This window comes from Flavobacterium sp. C3NV (genome assembly GCF_046825355.2).
Taxonomy (GTDB): Bacteria; Bacteroidota; Bacteroidia; order Flavobacteriales; family Flavobacteriaceae; genus Flavobacterium.
Genome location: NZ_JBKQBJ020000011.1, coordinates 51,547 through 70,408 on the forward strand (window position 1 = coordinate 51,547; position 18,862 = coordinate 70,408).

Annotated in this window: 16 protein-coding genes; 3 read left to right on the top strand and 13 right to left on the bottom strand. The window is 34.8% G+C overall.

Translation table 11 applies throughout. The features are described 5' to 3' along the window. Positions 1-526: 526 nt before the first annotated feature. From ACIDC4_RS16135 to ACIDC4_RS16165, 7 genes are all read right to left on the bottom strand, one after another. Entirely contained in the window at positions 527-1,567 is a 1,041-nt protein-coding gene (locus tag ACIDC4_RS16135; RefSeq protein WP_412044115.1) for a cytochrome-c peroxidase, read from the bottom strand. Between the two features lie 154 nt (positions 1,568-1,721). After that, a complete protein-coding gene (locus tag ACIDC4_RS16140) occupies positions 1,722-2,525 on the bottom strand; it encodes an MbnP family protein (RefSeq protein WP_412044114.1) in 804 nt (267 codons plus the stop codon). Positions 2,526-2,633: 108 nt separating this feature from the next. After that, positions 2,634-3,011, bottom strand: a complete 378-nt coding sequence (locus ACIDC4_RS16145) for a hypothetical protein (RefSeq protein ID WP_412044113.1) — start codon at positions 3,009-3,011, stop codon at positions 2,634-2,636. A gap of 285 nt (positions 3,012-3,296) precedes the next feature. Then, positions 3,297-6,638 (bottom strand): preprotein translocase subunit SecA, encoded by a 3,342-nt coding sequence (gene secA / locus ACIDC4_RS16150; RefSeq protein ID WP_412044112.1) that lies wholly within the window; start codon positions 6,636-6,638, stop codon positions 3,297-3,299. Between the two features lie 87 nt (positions 6,639-6,725). After that, entirely contained in the window at positions 6,726-6,947 is a 222-nt protein-coding gene (locus ACIDC4_RS16155) for a DUF2795 domain-containing protein (RefSeq protein ID WP_007138072.1), read from the bottom strand. Positions 6,948-7,224: 277 nt separating this feature from the next. Continuing rightward, entirely contained in the window at positions 7,225-7,794 is a 570-nt protein-coding gene (locus ACIDC4_RS16160) for a cob(I)yrinic acid a,c-diamide adenosyltransferase (protein WP_412044111.1), read from the bottom strand. A 166-nt stretch (positions 7,795-7,960) separates the two neighbouring features. Continuing rightward, positions 7,961-8,647, bottom strand: coding sequence for an ABC transporter ATP-binding protein (locus tag ACIDC4_RS16165; protein WP_194617608.1), 687 nt, complete (start codon positions 8,645-8,647; stop codon positions 7,961-7,963). 309 nt (positions 8,648-8,956) lie between these two features. Here ACIDC4_RS16165 and ACIDC4_RS16170 point away from each other — a divergent pair, with 309 nt between their 5' ends. Beyond that, positions 8,957-9,616, top strand: a complete 660-nt coding sequence (locus tag ACIDC4_RS16170; protein ID WP_230040744.1) for a DUF6565 domain-containing protein — start codon at positions 8,957-8,959, stop codon at positions 9,614-9,616. A gap of 54 nt (positions 9,617-9,670) precedes the next feature. Here the strand turns inward: ACIDC4_RS16170 and ACIDC4_RS16175 are convergent, their stop codons facing one another. Then, complete coding sequence (locus ACIDC4_RS16175) at positions 9,671-10,450, bottom strand: O-methyltransferase (RefSeq protein ID WP_412044110.1); 780 nt, start codon at positions 10,448-10,450, stop codon at positions 9,671-9,673. A gap of 151 nt (positions 10,451-10,601) precedes the next feature. Between ACIDC4_RS16175 and ACIDC4_RS16180 the strand changes: the two genes are divergently transcribed. Then, complete coding sequence (locus ACIDC4_RS16180) at positions 10,602-12,152, top strand: SDR family NAD(P)-dependent oxidoreductase (protein ID WP_412044179.1); 1,551 nt, start codon at positions 10,602-10,604, stop codon at positions 12,150-12,152. 99 nt (positions 12,153-12,251) lie between these two features. On the opposite strand, the gene ACIDC4_RS16185 is transcribed toward ACIDC4_RS16180, so the two are convergent. The 4 genes from ACIDC4_RS16185 to ACIDC4_RS16200 all read right to left on the bottom strand — a co-directional run bounded on the left by ACIDC4_RS16185 (position 12,252) and on the right by ACIDC4_RS16200 (position 16,540). Next, the gene (locus ACIDC4_RS16185) at positions 12,252-12,794 is read right to left on the bottom strand and encodes a DUF4564 domain-containing protein (protein WP_412044109.1); all 543 of its coding nucleotides are present in this window, start codon (positions 12,792-12,794) and stop codon (positions 12,252-12,254) included. A gap of 230 nt (positions 12,795-13,024) precedes the next feature. Next, positions 13,025-13,480 carry an FKBP-type peptidyl-prolyl cis-trans isomerase gene (locus ACIDC4_RS16190; protein WP_412044108.1) on the bottom strand — a complete coding sequence of 152 codons (456 nt, stop codon included), beginning with the start codon at positions 13,478-13,480 and terminating at the stop codon, positions 13,025-13,027. A 140-nt stretch (positions 13,481-13,620) separates the two neighbouring features. Next, entirely contained in the window at positions 13,621-15,483 is a 1,863-nt protein-coding gene (locus ACIDC4_RS16195; RefSeq protein WP_412044107.1) for an ABC-F family ATP-binding cassette domain-containing protein, read from the bottom strand. Positions 15,484-15,574: 91 nt separating this feature from the next. Further along, positions 15,575-16,540 (bottom strand): T9SS C-terminal target domain-containing protein, encoded by a 966-nt coding sequence (locus ACIDC4_RS16200; RefSeq protein WP_412044106.1) that lies wholly within the window; start codon positions 16,538-16,540, stop codon positions 15,575-15,577. 144 nt (positions 16,541-16,684) lie between these two features. Between ACIDC4_RS16200 and ACIDC4_RS16205 the strand changes: the two genes are divergently transcribed. Next, positions 16,685-18,103, top strand: coding sequence for an undecaprenyl-phosphate glucose phosphotransferase (locus ACIDC4_RS16205; protein ID WP_412044105.1), 1,419 nt, complete (start codon positions 16,685-16,687; stop codon positions 18,101-18,103). A 9-nt stretch (positions 18,104-18,112) separates the two neighbouring features. Here ACIDC4_RS16205 and ACIDC4_RS16210 read toward each other — a convergent pair whose 3' ends face one another. After that, positions 18,113-18,850, bottom strand: a complete 738-nt coding sequence (locus ACIDC4_RS16210) for a tyrosine-protein phosphatase (RefSeq protein WP_412044104.1) — start codon at positions 18,848-18,850, stop codon at positions 18,113-18,115. Between the last annotated feature and the right edge of the window lie 12 nt (positions 18,851-18,862).

Here is an 18,862-nt window from a genome sequence, read left to right on the forward strand (position 1 = left end):
TTTTTAGGAGCTGATCCCGCTTTTCGTTTCAAGCTTTTCTCAAAATCCCATTTTTCTATGTTTTTATAAAGCTTCCGCTGGTCGCTTTATAAACCCAAGAAAAATTAGGTCTTTTTTCAAAAAGGCTTTCCACTGCAATCGGGGCTAGGACTCCAGTTTTCATTATGTATTTATTTTTTTGCCACTCCCGATACCTATCGGGATAAATTGTTTTAATCTGTGTTAATCCAGTTAATCTGTTGCAAAATTGTATTCTTCTGTTATTTTGAATTGCCTTCAGCTTTAGCTGGAGGAATAAATTGGAGTATTATCCGGGCTTTAGCCAAACTCTTAAATTTGGCTAAAGCCTTTTGTCTAATCGTATTATTTACATCTAGCTAAGGCTGGACGCTATTCATGAATTCTTTTTTACTGCTCCCGATAGTTATTGAGACATGGATTAAAATATTTAAAAAAAAAGCATGATTTCAATTACTTTTAATCTGTGTTGATCAGTAAAATCCGTACAATCTGTGGGCTAAATTTTTTAATATTCAGAGAAACGTTTATCTTTTAAATATTCATTATCCGTCAACGTTTTCAGGAAAGCTATGATTTGTTTTTTATCTGTATCAGAAAGCGAAATCCCAAATTTCCCGTTCTGTTTCAATATAGGATCCAGCGTTGCCGAGTTTTCTATTCCATTTGCATAATGATCCAAAACCCCTTCGAGAGTTCCAAATCTTCCGTCGTGCATATAAGGTCCTGAAACTTCTACATTTCGTAAACTTGGCACCTTGAATTTGTAATAATCACTGGCTAATTCGGTTACTTTATAGCGGCCAACATCATTTACCATTGGGTTTACAGCCAAACCATTATTTCTAAACGAATTGTCGGTTTGTAAATCAGTTGCGTGGCAAGAAGCGCATTTTGATTTAAACAAATCGTAACCCGCCAATTCATCTGAGGTTAAAGTTCCGCCTGTTTCATTACGTCGGTATTTATCAAATTTTGAATTGGACGAAACGACCATCACCATAAATTGCGAAAGTGCTTTTAGCATATTTTCGGTTGTAATGGCGCCATCGTCAAAAGCTAGCCCAAATAGTTTTTGATATTCTTTGTCGGCTTTCATCATTTTCAAAATAGCGTTCAAATTTCCGTTCATTTCGATAATGCTCGTCAACGGAATTATAGGCTGCAAGTCCAAATGATCTGCAGCTCCGTCGTACATAAATGTAGTTTGATACGCCAGATTCTGAATCGATGGCGTGTTTCTTGTTCCTTGGGCATTATCTACGCCATGACTTACTGTGTGTCCGTGATGCGTAAAAGCGTTGGCTTGTATGTGGCAAAACCCGCAGGAAACTACTCCATCAGACGCTAAACGCCCATCGTAGAATAGTTTTTTGCCCAGTTCAAATCCTTTTTCTGTTGGTGGATTCAGTGCAATATTGTAGGCTAAAGCAGGAAAGTTTGACGGAACAGTAAATTCCAACGGAATATTTACATATTCATCTTCCTCACTAGAGCAACTCCATAACAACGGAATCATCAGCCATAGAATATGTTTTATTTTCAGCATGATTTTTTATGTTTTATTAGAAGCACAAAATTTCTCGTTTAGCCCCGATAGGAGCGATATCCTTTTTTGTCCGCCGCGGCGGACAAAAAAGATATAGTGGATAGCGGGACGTTATTTCTGGTGAACCGAAATTTTTGTGCTCCTTAAAATAAATTTAGTCGTTGTGTACGTGATCTACTTTAAACATAGCGCTGATGTTTTGCGTAATCAACGGTAAGTTGGCTCCGCCCATAATCATGGCACCCATTCCGCCTGCGTTGTTGTCAGAAAGTTTGATTTTGTTTTTGCCGTCGATAATTTTAGAAAGATCTGTAATAATATGAACGGCAGGAGTAATGTTATCGCGAACCAAAGCTTTTGTTGGCAGGTCTACAGTTACTTCGGTATAGTTATAGTCTGTTCCGGTTTTTCCGGTGTGAATCATAAAAGGAGTTGGTGTGGTAACAGTTGCAGAGGTAAAAGTTCCTTCGAGAGCAAAGAATTTATATCCTGCAGCCCATGACCACAGCATTCCTGCATCATCTGCCTGAGCCAAAAAATCGCCTTGTCCGGCCGCGCCTAATTTCCATTGTTCTTCGTCGACTCCAATGCCAAATTTTACTTTTACGTAATCTCCTGCAGGAATATCTGTTAGTTTAAACTGTTGTCCGGCAGCAGTAGATTCGTCTGCGATAAAATAGCTTTTGCTTTTAGGGTAGGTAAAAGTAGTTCCGTCAGCTTTTGTAAGTGTCACATTGCTCACGATATATTTTACAAGACTAATTTTTAGCACTTCGTTGTTTGAAGTAGTGTTGCCTTGAGTGTTTAAAATTAGATCGTTTGCTGCGAAAGCATTGTCGAATTTTAAAGTAATATTTCCGTTTCCTGAAGTTGTTTCGTTGTTATCGTCGTTAGAACATGAAACTAGTGATACAGCAATTGCAACAATAGCAAATGCTTTGTATAGAGTATTTTTCATTTTATGAATTTTATATAATTTAAATTTAAAATGTGCGTAAACACGTTTTCGTTGTTTGATGAACAACGAAAAACCATCTCAATACAATTGAAATGTGATTTTTAAAAATTATATAAAATAGGATGGAGGGCGAAAAGTAGTTGTCGCAACAGCAATAGGTTTTTGATCTAAAACAGCAAAAAGTTTTGCTTTAGATTCTATTGGACTCACTAATTTGAATTCGTTTGTAATTGTATTTTGAATGTAAACAATCTCTACTTTTTCTTTTAGATTGTTTTGCATTTTCTTTTCGTTGTCGGCGTATTTTTTTAAACTTTTTTGAAGTTCACATCGACCGTTACAGGAATTAAAAAGCATTTTGCGTTGTACACAAATGGTTTTCGAAATTTCATCCTGATTTAATTTGAAAGAGGTATAAACAAAGAAACTGCTAAAGGATGGCACCAGAAGCATACAAGAAAGTACTATGATAATAAACTTCTTCAAGATTTGATTTCGTTGTTTCGGGAGCAAAAATACATTTTTATTATTATTAAATACGAGCATTTTTGTGACTTTGTGAAAAAAAACAAAACAGAAAACAAAACCGTACCATGGTGAGAGACATTTTTTTGAATAGCCTCCAGCTTTAGCTGGAGTTTACATATAGAATATATAAATGGCTTTAGCCAAATTTTAAATGTTTAAAATTTGGCTAAAGCCTGGTGTGGATCAAAAAAAAACCTCCAGCTAAAGCGGGAGGCTATTCAATTTATTATTTAGAAAAAAATATTATTTAACAAGTACCCAAGCGCCAGAAGCGATTAAAGTTTCTGCTTTTTTAAATTTCATTTCTTCCGTTCTGCCTGTTGCAACTTCCTGAACTGTAACAGTATCATTACGATTGATTTTTGGCATGTCTCTTACGATAGTTTCCGTAACCTGACGTTGTTGTGTTTCTCCAGCTTCGCGGTTGATGTCTTCGCTGTTTACAATTTCGTCTTTGCTTAATTTGAAGTTTTCTTTTTGGCGAACTTCTTTTGCTTCGTGAATTTCAGGAACGTTTTGAGCCGGTAAATCACCTTTGAATAAGAATGAAATAACTTCTTTGTTTACGTTGTCGAGCATTCCTCTAAATAAATTAAAAGCTTCTAATTTGTAAATAAGCAATGGATCTTTTTGTTCGTGCACTGCCAATTGAACAGATTGTTTCAATTCGTCCATTTTACGTAAGTGTTTTTTCCAGGCTTCATCAACAATAGATAAAGTGATGTTTTTCTCGAAATCAGCAATTAACTGAGCACCTTGGCTGTCATACGCTTTTTTAAGATCTGTTACAACATTCAAAGTTTTGATTCCGTCAGTAAACGGAACTACGATACGTTCGAATTGGTTGTTTGGCTCTTCGTAAACTCCCTGAATAATTGGGTAAGCTTCTCTGGCGCTTCTTTCTGTTTTTTCAGTGTAAAAAGCCAAAGCTTCTTTGTATACTTTTCCTGTAACTTCAATATCTGATAATTTTGTAAAATCTGCTTCAGAAATTGGAGATGTAATTCCGAAATAACGAATTAAATCAAAATCAAATGTTTTGAAATCATTTGCTACTTTATTGTTGCTTACGATCAATTCGCAAGTATCATAAAGCATATTCGCGATATCCAGTTTCAAACGCTCACCAAACAAGGCGTGACGACGACGTTTGTATACTACTTCACGTTGAGAGTTCATAACGTCATCATACTCTAATAAACGTTTACGAACACCAAAGTTGTTTTCTTCTACTTTTTTCTGAGCACGCTCGATAGATTTAGTCATCATAGAATGCTGAATCACTTCACCTTCCTGAAGTCCCATTCTGTCCATAACTTTAGCCACTCTTTCAGAACCAAATAAACGCATTAGGTTATCTTCAAGAGAAACATAGAATTGAGAACTTCCCGGATCTCCCTGACGTCCTGCACGACCACGTAACTGTCTGTCTACACGACGAGAATCATGACGTTCTGTACCCACGATTGCTAAACCTCCGGCAGCTTTTACTTCTGGAGATAATTTAATATCGGTACCACGACCAGCCATGTTGGTTGCAATAGTTACAACTCCGGCTTTACCTGCTTCCTCTACAATTTGTGCCTCTTGTTTGTGCATTTTAGCATTCAAAACGTTATGGGTAACGCCTCTCATTTTCAACATTCGGCTTAATAATTCTGAAATCTCTACAGAAGTTGTTCCAATCAATACTGGTCTTCCTGCGTTTGATAATTCAGTAACATCTTCAATTACAGCGTTGAATTTCTCACGTGTTGTTTTGTAGATGTAATCTTCTTTGTCTTGTCTTGAAATCGGACGGTTGGTTGGAATCTCCACCACGTCTAATTTATAAATCTGCCATAACTCTCCAGCTTCTGTAACCGCTGTACCTGTCATACCACCTAATTTGCTGTACATTCTGAAGTAATTCTGTAATGTAACAGTTGCAAAAGTTTGTGTAGCAGCTTCGATTTTTACATTTTCTTTTGCTTCGATCGCCTGGTGTAATCCGTCAGAATAACGACGACCATCCATGATACGACCTGTTTGCTCATCGACAATCATAATTTTGTTGTCCATGATCACGTATTCTACATCTTTTTCAAAAAGAGCATACGCTTTTAAAAGTTGAGTAAGAGTGTGAATACGCTCGCTTTTTACTCCAAAATCCTGGAATAATCTTTCTTTAGCTTCAGCTTCACCATCTTTATCCAGTTTTTGTTTTTCGATCGCTGCAATTTCAGTTCCAATATCCGGAAGTACGAAAAAGTCAGGATCTGTATCTCCAGAAAGGTATTGAATACCATTATCAGTCAATTCTACCTGGTTGTTTTTTTCTTCAATTACAAAATACAAAGCCTCATCCACTTTATGCATTTCGCGATTGTTGTCCTGCATGTATTGATTTTCGGTTTTTTGAAGCAATTGCTTGATTCCTTCTTCACTCAAAAATTTAATTAATGCTTTGTTTTTAGGTAAACTTCTGTAAGCTCTCAATAATAAGAATCCACCTTCTTTAGTGTTTCCTTCTTTGATTAATTTTTTAGCCTCAGCTAAGAAACCATTCGCTAACTGACGTTGTTGTGCTACTAAGTTTTCGATTTTTGGTTTCAACTCATTAAATTCATGACGATCTCCCTGAGGAACCGGCCCTGAAATAATAAGCGGTGTTCTTGCATCATCAATTAATACAGAATCGACCTCATCGACAATAGCGTAGTTGTGTTTTCTTTGCACTAAATCTCCAGGAGAGTGTGCCATGTTATCTCTTAAGTAGTCAAAACCAAATTCGTTATTGGTTCCGTAAGTGATATCAGCATCGTATGCTTTCTTTCTTTGTTCTGTACTTGGCTGGTGATTATCGATACAATCAACAGTTAAACCGTGAAATTCGAATAAAGGCGCTTTCCATGTACTATCACGTTTTGCTAAGTAGTCATTCACTGTTACTAAGTGAACACCGTTTCCTGTCAAAGCATTTAAGTAAAGCGGCAATGTAGCCACCAAAGTTTTACCTTCACCCGTTTGCATTTCGGCAACTTTACCTTCATGCAATACCATACCACCAATTAACTGAACATCATAGTGAATCATGTCCCATGTAATTTCTTTTCCGGCAGCATTCCATTTGTTAGCCCAAATTGCTTTTTCACCTTCTATAGTGATATACGTTTTGTTAGCTGAAAATTCGCGGTCTTTTGGCGTTGCAGTAACTTCAATAAATGAATTGTCTTTAAAACGACGCGCTGTTTCCTTAACAACAGAAAAAGCTTCAGGAAGAATTTCCAATAAAGTTTTTTCTGAAATTTCGTATGCTTCTTTTTCAAGAGAATCGATAGCATCATAAAGATCTTCTCTTTTGTCGATGTCTTCGATGTTTTCAACTTCTGCTTTAAGTGCAGCAATTTTAGCATCTTTATCAGCTCTTGCTTCTTTTATTTTTTCTTTAAAAAATACGGTTCTGGCTCTCAATTCGTCGTGAGACAAACTCATTAAGCTGGTTTCGAATGTTTTAATTTTGTTTAAATAGGGCTGTAAAGCTTTGACATCTTTCTGTGATTTATCACCTACAAAGACTTTAATAATACTGTTTATGAAACTCATGATTTATTGTATTTCTATTTTATGTAAATGTGTATTTGAACCAAAAAAAAAGCCTCGGTGATGAGACTTTTTTCTTTGGTTTATTTTTTAATATTCATCCTCGTTCCAAAGATAATCTTCGTCTGTTGGATAATCAGGCCAAATTTCTTCCATTGATTCATATATCTCTCCTTCATCTTCGATTGATTGAAGGTTTTCTACTACTTCTAATGGAGCACCAGCTCTAATGGCGTAGTCTATAAGTTCATCTTTGTTAGCAGGCCATGGCGCATCACTTAAATAAGATGCTAATTCTAATGTCCAATACATCTGTTATCTGTTTAGTTTGTGCAAAAATAAATTTTTTACTGAAAAAGACAAGTAAATTTTGATTTATTTTAGTAAAATTTAAGAACGTCTCTATTAGTATTCAGTTTTCGGTGCCAGTTTGCAGTATGAAAACTGAAAAATTGCGACTGTTTACTTCTTTTTGAATTATTCGTTTTCAATGCCAGTTTACAGTATAAAACTAAAAAACTGCGACTCTTTACTTTCTTTTCAAGAATTCGCTTTTCAGTGTAAAACTGTGACTGCGACTGTAAACTCCTTACTTCCTCGGAATCCATTTCACTTCATCCGCTTTTAAGTCTGAGGACAACTTCCGTGCCAAGACAAAAAGGTAGTCAGAAAGTCGGTTTAAGTACTTAATTGCGATTTCAGGAACGTGTTCATTATGGCTTAAATGTACTGCCAAACGCTCTGCGCGACGGCAAATACAGCGTGCAATATGACAATGTGACACGGTAGGATGTCCGCCTGGCAAAACAAAATGAGTCATTTGCGGAAGACTTTCCTCCATTTTATCAATTTCGTTTTCTAATAATTCGATATCAGACTCTATGATTCCAAGGTTTTTTAAACGAAGTTCACCGTTTTTTAAAACTTCTTTTTCTGCCGGAGTAGCTAAAATAGCTCCAACGGTGAATAAACGATCCTGAATTTCGATTAAAATCGTTTTATAATGTGCATCGATTTCCTGATCGCGAATGAGTCCTATATAAGAGTTCAATTCGTCAACAGTTCCGTAACTGTCAATACGAATGTGATCTTTAGGAACGCGCGTTCCTCCAAAAAGAGCTGTTGTTCCTTTATCTCCGGTTTTTGTATATACTTTCATTTTTTTTAAGATACTAAGGTTCTGAGGTGCTAAGATGCTAAGTTTATTTTAGATTTCTGATTTTAGATTGAAATGAGAATTCAAAATTGATGATTTAGAAAATAATCTAAAATCTAAAATCAGAAATCTAAAATTTTCAAAGGAATCTAAAATCAAAAATCTACAATTATTTCGTTGTGTCACTTTCAATCAAACCATCACGCAAACGAATAACACGATGCGCGTAGGCTGCAATATCTTCTTCGTGTGTTACCAGAATTACGGTGTTTCCCTGAGCATGAATATCGCCAAAAAGCTTCATGATTTCTACAGAAGTTTTACTGTCTAAGTTTCCAGTTGGTTCATCGGCCAGGATAATAGATGGTTTGTTTACCAAAGCTCTTGCAATGGCAACACGTTGGCGTTGACCTCCTGATAGCTGATTAGGCTGGTGATCCATTCTGTCGGCAAGATTTACTTGTTTTAGAACTTCAATCGCGCGTTCGTTACGTTCAGATTTTGAATATCCTGCATAAATCATGGGTAGTGCAACATTATCTAAAGCGGTGGTTCTGGGCAAAAGATTAAAGGTTTGAAATACAAATCCAATTTCTTTGTTTCGAATTCCGGCCAATTCATCATCTTTCATCTGGCTCACATCTTTTCCATTTAAAACATAATGTCCCGAAGTTGGCGTGTCTAAACAACCTAATAAATTCATTAAAGTTGATTTTCCGGATCCTGACGGTCCCATTAAAGCTACGTATTCGCCTTTGTTGATTTCTAAATCTATACCTTTTAAGACATAGACGATTTCGTTACCCAATACAAAATCTCGTTTGATGTTGGTTATTTTAATTAATGGATTTGCCATTTCGATTTACAATTTTGGATTTAAAAGTACAAAACACTTTTCAATAAACGATAAGTAGCCTGAAATTGATTTTTGTTACAAAAACTACTGTTTATAAGGCTTTGCTTTTTCGATAGAAGGCTTTTTACTATTATTATATTTCATTGATTATAAAAATTGTTATATGATTATAAAATGATTTTACATAATTATCATATTTTTAAATTTTTATTGAATTATTTTAATTTTAAATATTAAAAAAATGATAATTATTTATTTTTATTTAAAAATTTAACTATATTTGTTATCTAATCTTAAATAATCAGAATTATGAAAAACATACAATTATTATCGGGAATTGCATTAATTGCATTAGCATTTACATCTTGTAAAGATGAAAAACAGGAAAAAGCTCAAAAAACAGTAGATGCTTATGTAGCCTATGTCGATTCTGTTAAAAACGTAAAAGCCGATGATTTGAAAGCCGATTGGGCAACTGTTGAAGCTGAATATGACAGAAAAGCTGCCGAGGCTCAAACTGCACTTGCTGATCTTAAAGACAATTCTGCAGCAACAGAAAAAATAAATGAGAGTAAAGTTAAATACGAAGCGTTTAAAAATGAAATGGCTACCGTTCTTGCTCCTCCGGCTCCAAGCCCAAAACAACAATTAAGAAACGCCTTATTTGGTGAAGGAAAAATTGGAGATGATATGAATTTTGACTGGGTAAACGCTAAAAATATTCATAGTGTATACCAACAATTTGTACATACTGTAGAGGATAATAAAGATAAATATTCTCGTGAAGACTGGGATGAAGTAAAATTAATGTACGAAGCACTTGACAGCCGTAAAAATACAGTTGAAAAAGAAGGTCTTACATCTGAAGACAATAGAAAAATTGCAGGTTTGAAAGTAAAATTTGCTCCAATGTACACTCTTAACAGAATGGGAGCTAAATCTGAAGAAAACAAAGAAGCTAAAAAATAATTAAGTAAATTGAATTAGTATTAAAATGACAATCAGAAATGGTTGTCATTTTTTTTATGCCCTAATCACAAAATGTTCTTTTTCCTGCTCGTACCTAAAAAACACAAATCCCCATTGAAAAGTATCAATAGTTACAGTAACTTTTGGATGGTTTTTAATTGTTTCCCAGGCTTCTTCCATATCAGGAGACCAGTGAATGTCATCAAATATCCAAACAGAATCGTTTGTAATAGTGGTTAATAAAAGATCGAAATAAGCTAAAGTTGCTTTTTTCGAATGATTACCATCAAAATATATCAGGTCGTAATCTGTAGATTGCAGGTTTGTACGAACTAAAAAGTCTTCAAATTCGGTTATAATGGTGTCGACATTTTTGCAATCAAAATTTTCTAAATGATTTTTTGCAACATTTCCGGTTTGCGGACAGCCTTCGAGTGTAATTATTTTTGCTTTTGGATTACCTAACGCTAATGCAGAAGTGGCTAAACCTAACGAAGTTCCTATTTCCAGAACGTTTTTAGGCTGAAAATAATTGGTAACTCTAAAAAGTAACTCGGCACGTTTTGGTGAAATTCCTGCGGTTTTGGCTATTTTAGATATTTGTCTTCTGTTCGATTTAAAAACTTTTGATCCTGCGCCAAAATCCGTTACCTCGATAAAACTTTTATTTTCTAAAAGCGTTTTTCGATAGTTTTTCAGAATTGAATATTCGGGTTTTGATTTTTTATCGTAAAAACATTTCGTTAATAAATTAAATACGAAAGGCGAATGTACTCCGTGTTCGTTTTTTGAATTCCAAAGGAATTTTAAATAAGATTTTATCTGAAATAGCATAGAAATAGTTACATCTGGATGCGAAGATAGTAAGATAATGATCAATAGTCAAAAGGGAAGACCTTGTTACTTTAGGTTTAAGATCTTTCAGAGTTCAAAAACACTATATTTGCGAACTTTAATTTAAGCTAATAGTAATACGTTTTTTATGATGTTGAAGGAAGAAATAGAAGGTACAAGTAAGATATCTTCTGAAGAAATTAATCGATGCATTGCTATTTTAGCACAATTGAATACTAACACAGATCAGATATTTGATATTCCGAAAGAGCAAAGAATTGCTTTGATTAAAGAAGCAGGAATGTTTTCGCGACCTGACAGAGATGAGTTTTCCCGAAGAGTAAAAGACGGACTTCAGGCTGCCAAACGAAAAAAAGAAAAGAAAGATAAAACTGCCCGCAAAGAAACCGGAATTCGTCATGCGCGTGAAGCCAGTATTTTTGTAGCGCCCAAATTATTGGCGCTAAATGATCTTGCCCATAAAGAACAATTAGAACTCGAAACTCCAAGAAATTGCTATGTTTGTAAAACAGAATTTACTAAAATGCATCACTTCTACGATACGATGTGTACAGATTGCGGCGATTTTAATTATGCCAAACGCTTCCAGACCGCTGATGTAAAAGGTCAAGTTGCCATTATTACCGGTTCGCGTTTAAAAATTGGTTATCATATTACTTTAATGCTTTTGCGTGGCGGAGCAACTGTTATTGCTACAACCCGTTTTCCGGTCGATTCGGCTTTGCGTTTTGCGAAGGAAGAGGATTTTATGGATTGGGGACATCGCTTAAAAATTCATGGTTTAGATTTACGACATATACCAAGTGTGGAGATTTTTTGCAATTTTATTGAACAAAAATACGAACGCCTGGATATTTTAATAAATAATGCGGCTCAAACTGTGAGACGTCCGGCAGGATTTTATTCGCATTTAATGCAAAATGAAGAATTACCAATAAATGCATTGCCTAAACAAGCGCAGGAATTATTAGGAGATCATTTGAATTGTCTGGACGAATTAAAAATGCTGACAAGTGGCGCTTCATCCAACGAAAATATGCCGGTAACCTGGCACGGACCTGAACCCGGAATTGGTTTGCGCGCTTCGGCTCAATTGTCTCAAATTCCGTATTCTTTTGATAATGCATTGGTTGCCAATGAAGTTTTTCCGGAAGGAGAACTCGATGCCGATTTACAGCAAGTCGATTTGCGTAAAACAAATAGCTGGCGTTTGCGTTTAGGACAAATAGAAACTACAGAAATGATCGAAGTACAATTGGTAAACTCTGTTGCGCCTTTTGTGTTATGCAACCGACTTTCGGAAGTTATGAAGAAAGATAATACAGGGAAAAAACATATCATTAATGTTTCGGCAATGGAAGGGAAGTTTCATCGCTTTTTTAAAGAAGACCGTCATCCGCATACCAATATGGCAAAAGCCGCTTTAAATATGTTAACGCATACGTCATCTGGAACTTTGGCCAAACATGGTATTTTTATGAATGCTGTTGATACTGGTTGGGTAACAGATGAAGATCCTGCAGAATTGGCGAAAAAGAAACAGGAATTAGAAGATTTTCAGCCACCATTGGATATTGTCGATGGCGCTGCACGTGTTATGGATCCTTTGTTTGACGGAATTAATACAGGAAAGCATTGGTGCGGAAAATTTCTGAAAGATTATAACCCGATTCCCTGGTAGATTTTAGTTTTCAGTCCCGGTCTCAGTTTACAGTTTAAAATGAAAAACCACAACAGAATTAAATTTTGTTGTGGTTTTTTTTATTGAAAAACAAATAGATTATCTGTATATGTTTACACCATTATTTGCTTGCCATTGCTGTTCAAGATATTCAGCATCTTCACTATTACGTGGGTGAACGCCTAGAACTACGTTACCATTTTTAATTCCGTCTTCGTAAACTTTGGCTCTTTCTTCAGGAATTCCGGATCCTACAAGTGCTCCAATTAAACCTCCTGTAATACCACCTGCACCTGCACCAGCTAATCCTGCAGCAAGCGGACCGGCAACGATTAGTCCTAATCCCGGAATAACAAGGCTAGTTCCTAAAGCTGCAACAACGCCCACAATAGCGCCAATTGTTCCTCCAATGGCAGATCCTGTTCCTGCACCTTCGGCTGCTTTTGTTCCTAATTCTGAATGATCATTTTTATCAGAATAATGTTTTTTTCTGGTTTCGTCTGACATTATCAAATTGATTTCGTCTTTTGTGTAACCTCTATCGTTCAAAGTGCTGTAAGCTCTTTCGATACTGTCGCGATCTGAAAACATTCCAGTTAATACTTCGCGTTTTGTTCCGTCAGGATTATGTAAATTTTCCATTTTATATATGTTTAAAGTGTGAATTTATTTTCACTTTAACAAAGCTCGTAAAATAGATTAAGTATCATTTACACAATTTTTTAGAATCATTATATAATACAATTCTTAGTTTTATAAAAAGGATAGTGCTTTTTTGAGATTATTTCATTTGTGACTATTTTGATAGAAAAAGAAAAGCCACAACAAAATTGAATTCTGTTGTGGCTTTTGTATAATGTAAAGTTGTTGTTTTAGTTGTTTACTTTGATCAATTTAACATCGAAAATAAGTACTGCTCCTCCGGGAATTTTTTCTCTGCCACCGTTTCCGTAAGCAAGTCTTGAAGGAACTAAAAGAATACCGCTTCCTCCAGTCTTGAAAAAAGGAATTCCTTCTGTCCAGCCAGGTATAACTTCATATAAGTTAAAAGAAATTCCATCTGAATTACTTTGGTCGAATACAGTTCCGTTAGTAAATGTACCTCTATACGCTACAGTAACGTTTGATTTTGCAGTAGGTTGAGTTCCTGTTCCCGGAACATCAATTACATAATACAAACCAGATTCAGTTCTCTGAGCTGTTAGTTTGTTTTTTGCTATGTAATCAGTGATTTCTTTCTCGTTTTCAGCAGTATAATCTTTTTGGTCATCTTTCGAACAAGAAATAAAAAGCGTCAATGCTAGTAATGAAGTTAAAAGGTATTTCATAAAATGTGGATTTTTTAAGAGCGCTAATATAATGAAATAAAGTTTTTTTGTTTCACGGAGATTCACAAAAAAAAAACACAAAGATTCACAAAATAAAAACTTTGTGGATCTCTGCGTTTCCTTTGTGAATCTCTGCGTAATTAACCTTCAATTTTAGCCGAAAGCTCGAACCAACGTTCTTCTTTCTGATCTATTTTATTGATGATGTTTTGTAATTCGTTTGCTTTTTTCTCGATATCAGCATCGGCTACTTTACCATCAGAGAATAATTGTTCGATCTTCGTTTTGTCGATTTCAAGATCTTTAATTTCTCTTTCTAGTTTTTGATATTCTTTTTGCTCGTTGAAAGTCAGGTTTCCTGTTGGATTGTTTTGTTTCCAGTCTTTCTTTTCGGCTTTGTTTTCTTCTTTTTGAGCAACATCGGCACTGTCTTCGTAAGCTCTGAAATCAGAATAGTTTCCTGGGAAGTTTTCAATGACTCCTTGCCCTCTAAATATAAATAGATGATCGACAATTTTATCCATAAAATAACGGTCGTGAGAAACCACTAATAAACATCCTGGATAATCTAAAAGGAAACTTTCAAGAACGTTTAGCGTAACAATATCCAAATCGTTTGTTGGCTCATCCAGAATTAAAAAGTTAGGATTCTGAATTAAAACCGTACATAAATACAAACGTTTTAATTCTCCACCACTTAATTTTTCTACAAAGTCATATTGTTTTTTAGCATCAAAAAGAAAACGCTCTAACAGTTGTGAAGCCGAAATCATTCTTCCTTTTGAAAGCGGAATAAATTCTCCGTATTCTTTAATAATATCAATTACACGTTGTCCCGGTTTTGGATTGATTCCGGATTGTGTATAATAACCAATTTTTATTGTTTCACCTTTTACCACGCGGCCGCTATCTAACGGAAGTGTTCCTGTTAAAAGATTCAGGAAAGTAGATTTTCCGGTTCCGTTTTTACCAATAATACCAATACGTTCTCCACGCTGAAAATCAAAACTAAAGTTATCCAGAATAACATGTTCCTTGAATTTTTTCGAAATTTTGTGAAGCTCGATAATCTTGCTTCCCATGCGTTCCATATTAATTTCAAGTTCGACCTTGTTTTCACGACGACGACTTTGCGCTTTTTCTTTAATTACATAAAAATCATCCTGACGCGATTTCGATTTTGTCGTTCTCGCTTTTGGCTGGCGGCGCATCCATTCTAATTCTTTAGTAAATAGATTTTTTGCTTTGTCAACGCTGGCATTTTCTGAGGTAATTCTTTCTTCTTTTTTCTCTAAATAATAAGAATAATTTCCTTTGTATTGGTATAGTTTTCCGTTGTCCAATTCGATGATTTCATTACAAACACGCTCCAGAAAGAAACGGTCGTGCGTAACCATAAACAACGTAATATTTTCTTTGGCAAAATAACTTTCAAGCCATTCGATCATTTCAAGATCAAGGTGGTTGGTAGGCTCATCCAGAATCAATAAATCGGGGCGATTGATTAGGATAATCGCCAATGAAAGACGCTTTTTTTGTCCACCCGAAAGATTTTTTACTTTCAATTTAAAATCTTCCAGTTTTAATTTGAAAAGAATCTGTTTGTATTGCGTTTCAAAATCCCACGCATTATGTTGGTCCATTCCGTCAAAAGCTTTTTGATAGGCTTCTTCATCATCCGGATTTTCAAGTGCTTTTTCGTATTTTTCAATTACTTTTAAAGTCTCATTATCTGAGGCGAAAATACTTTCTTCGATAGTCAGTTCTTCCTGCAAATTGTTGTTTTGCGATAAAAAAGCCATTTTAATACCTTTTCTTAAAACTACCTGACCAGTATCTGGTTCGTCTAAACCGTTAATAATGCTCATAATGGTTGTTTTTCCAGAACCATTTTTAGCAATAAAAGCAATTTTTTGGTCTTTATTGATTCCAAATGAAATGTTGTCAAAAAGCGTTTTTTCGCCAAACGACTTCGATATATTTTCTACAGATAAGTAATTCACTATAAACTAGGTGTTATAAATTATAAGTTAAGAATGTTTTGCAAAACATAACTTTTTTGCAAAAGTAAACTTTTATATTGCTATTTGCGAATTATTTATGGAGATAGGAATTTAGAACAGGACTTAAATCAATGCGATGAATTTGCTGTGGAACATTAATAATAGGTTTTCGAACCAAAGATTCATTGGTTAAGTAATAATGCAAGCCATCTTGAGTCGCGATTCCTTCTATCTGAAGAATAGGAAATTTGATAGTCATCCTGCGTTTGTTCCCAGATAAAAAATCATTGTTTTTATAATCGTATAAAAGATATAAAAATGGTTTTCCAATTTTAGAATAACCACAAAGCACTACGAGTTTTTTTGATTCTAAATAAGTAGCGCCCGTTACCAAACCTTTCGTGTCAAGCGTATGTTTTAGTTGTGCAACGTGATCGCCGGATTGGTTGGGTAAAGCATAAATACTAGTTTTAGACGAGCTCCATTGTTTGGTAAACAAATAAATACTGTCTTTTGAAACGATAAAGGCTTCACAATCAAAATTGGTCGTATTTCCTTTCTTAGCAGATAAATCAGTTTGATCAGAATATCGAAATGAAATGTTTTCGATAATTGGATTTCCTTCTAAAAAAGATTTTTTTTCAATTTTCAGAATATGCAAATCTGTTCTGTTTCCCGAAGCGTTATTTCCGAAATCTCCAATATATATGTGAGTACCGTCCTGAGAAATCTCTTCCCAATCATGGTTTACTACTTTATCTAATACAATCTTTTTCCTGATTTTGCCCAAAGAATCTAATCCGTAGATCGTTTTGTCGTGATCGTCATTGTGCGTCCATAATAAAGTATCGAAAGCAATTAATCCTGAAGTTTCATGAATAGAATCGCTTAGTTTGATAGAGTATTCTGGTTTTATTTTGAAATTTTTATACAAGCAGCTTCCATCATTTACTGTTGCGTCCGGATTATAATTTTTAGAAAGAGGGTCTGTGCAACCCTTAATTTGTGCATAACCCGATGAAAAAATCAGGCAGAAGAATAAAATCGTTTTTATCATGGTCTGCAATATTAAATTTGCATAACATAAAAGTAAAGTTTTAAAGAATAGCTTTAAATACTATTGAAAAATATAATTAAAATGGTATTTTGCGGTGCTGATTCATCAGATTTTTATTTAATATTTGTAGGTATAATTCCCAGTATGAAAATTTTACAAAGACTGTCACATTACCGTTTTTCACGCTATTTTAAACTTTTGTTTGTTTTAGTGGATGTGGTATTGTTAAATGTCGCTACAATACTTTCTGCGTTGGCCCGATTTGGCAGTTTAGATAAACTTTTATCTAAAGAAGAAAGGACAGTTTCGTTATTGGCAATTTTAATCTGGGTAGCATTATTACTTCAAAATGATTCTAACCGAAGTATACGGGTTGAGCCTGTAGAATCGATATTGGTAAGAACCATAAAAAAGCTAATCATTCATGCCGCTTTAATATCTATTTTTGTCGTTTACCTAAAATATACTGATATCTCGAGACTCAGATTGGCTTATTTTTATCTGATTTTCTTCGGATTATTGATGATTTCCCGTTATTTATCAATGAAGCTCTTAAAATATATTAGGGCCAAAGGCTATAATTTTAAAACTTTTATAGTGGTAGGAGCCAATGCGTCAGGAGAAAAAATCCGAAAAATATTAGCCAAAGATTTAACGTACGGATATCGTTTTTTAGGTTTTTTTGATGAACAGATCGATGATAAAATTGTAGATCCAAAATTGGTTTTAGGAAAGTTTAATGCCATTCAGGAATTTGTTCTTGAAAAGAAGGTCGATGAAATGTATGTCGCCTTGCACATTGACAATATTGAAGTAATCAACGAATTGACAAGGATTTGCGAACAAAACATGGTACGAATCAAGTTTATTCCTGATTTTCAGCTTTACACAAAATCCAGTAAAGTCGAGGTTGCTTTTTATGAAAATACGCCTGTATTAATGTTCAGGACAGAACCTCTGGAATTTCCGGTAAACAGGCTTGTAAAAAAAGTGTTCGATATTTGTTTTTCGGCTTCTGTAATTTTATTGGTTTTTCCTTGGCTGTTCCCAATTATAATGCTGATAATTAAATTGGAGTCGCCGGGACCAATCTTTTTTAAACAAGAACGTTCGGGTCGTGATAATCGATCTTTTATGTGTTTTAAATTCAGAAGCATGTATGTAAACGGTTTAGCGCATAGAAAACAAGCCGAAAAAGGGGACAGCCGTATTACTAAATTTGGTTCTTTTATTCGTAAAACAAGTATCGATGAATTGCCGCAGTTTTTTAATGTTTTGTTGGGCGATATGTCTATAGTAGGACCAAGGCCACACATGGTAAATCTGGCAAAAGAATATAGTGATTTGATTAATAATTATCTGGTTCGCCAATATGCCAAACCCGGAATCACGGGCTGGGCTCAGGTTAATGGTTTTCGTGGCGAAACAAAAGTATTAAGCGATATGGAAAGCAGAGTGGAATTTGATATTTGGTATATCGAAAACTGGAGTTTGGTACTGGATATAAAGATTATCATAAAAACAGTCATCAATATATTCAAAGGCGAAGAAAACGCGTACTAATACCGTTTATCAGAATTTAAAAAACTGATTATTACTAATTACTTTTTTTAGATTAGAGATACTTTCAACTTTTATTTTTTCATTAAAAGAAGCAATGTGTTTCATATGATGTACATCAGTTCCTGAAAAGTCATACATTCCTTTTTTAAGAAGTTCTTCTGCAATTCTGGTTATTCTTTCGCCATAATATCCTACTGTAGAAAGCAAATTCAGCTGAAACAAACATCCTGCTTTTTTTAGTTTTTCATATTCACTAAAGTCTTTTCGGTAATATAAATAACGTTCCGGATGTGCCAGAACCGGGATGTATCCGGCAACTTGCAACTCAAAAAGTGTTTTGTATAAATGCATAGGAGCGCTCTGGTAGGATATTTCGACCAATACATAATTATCTTTTAAGGTCAGCAGTTTTTCGGTTTTAAAATGACTTTCAAACCAATCATCCATAAAATATTCGGCTGCAGCCTGAAAAGGAATTTTGACATTGCTTTCTTCCAGCAAAAGCTTAGTTTCCTTGTGTTTTTCGATTATAATTTCCGAAGTATTATTCCATATATAATGACTTATATGAGGCGTAGTAATAACGTGAGAAATTCCAATTTCCTGAAATGCCCTGATAAGTTTTGCGGTGTCAGTTATGGTTTTAGCACCATCATCAATTCCCGGTAGTAAATGCGAATGAATGTCGACATAATGATCAGAAAGAAGATCTTTTAAAACGGGTTTTGATTTTAAGAAGGATAGCATGTTGCAAAAGTA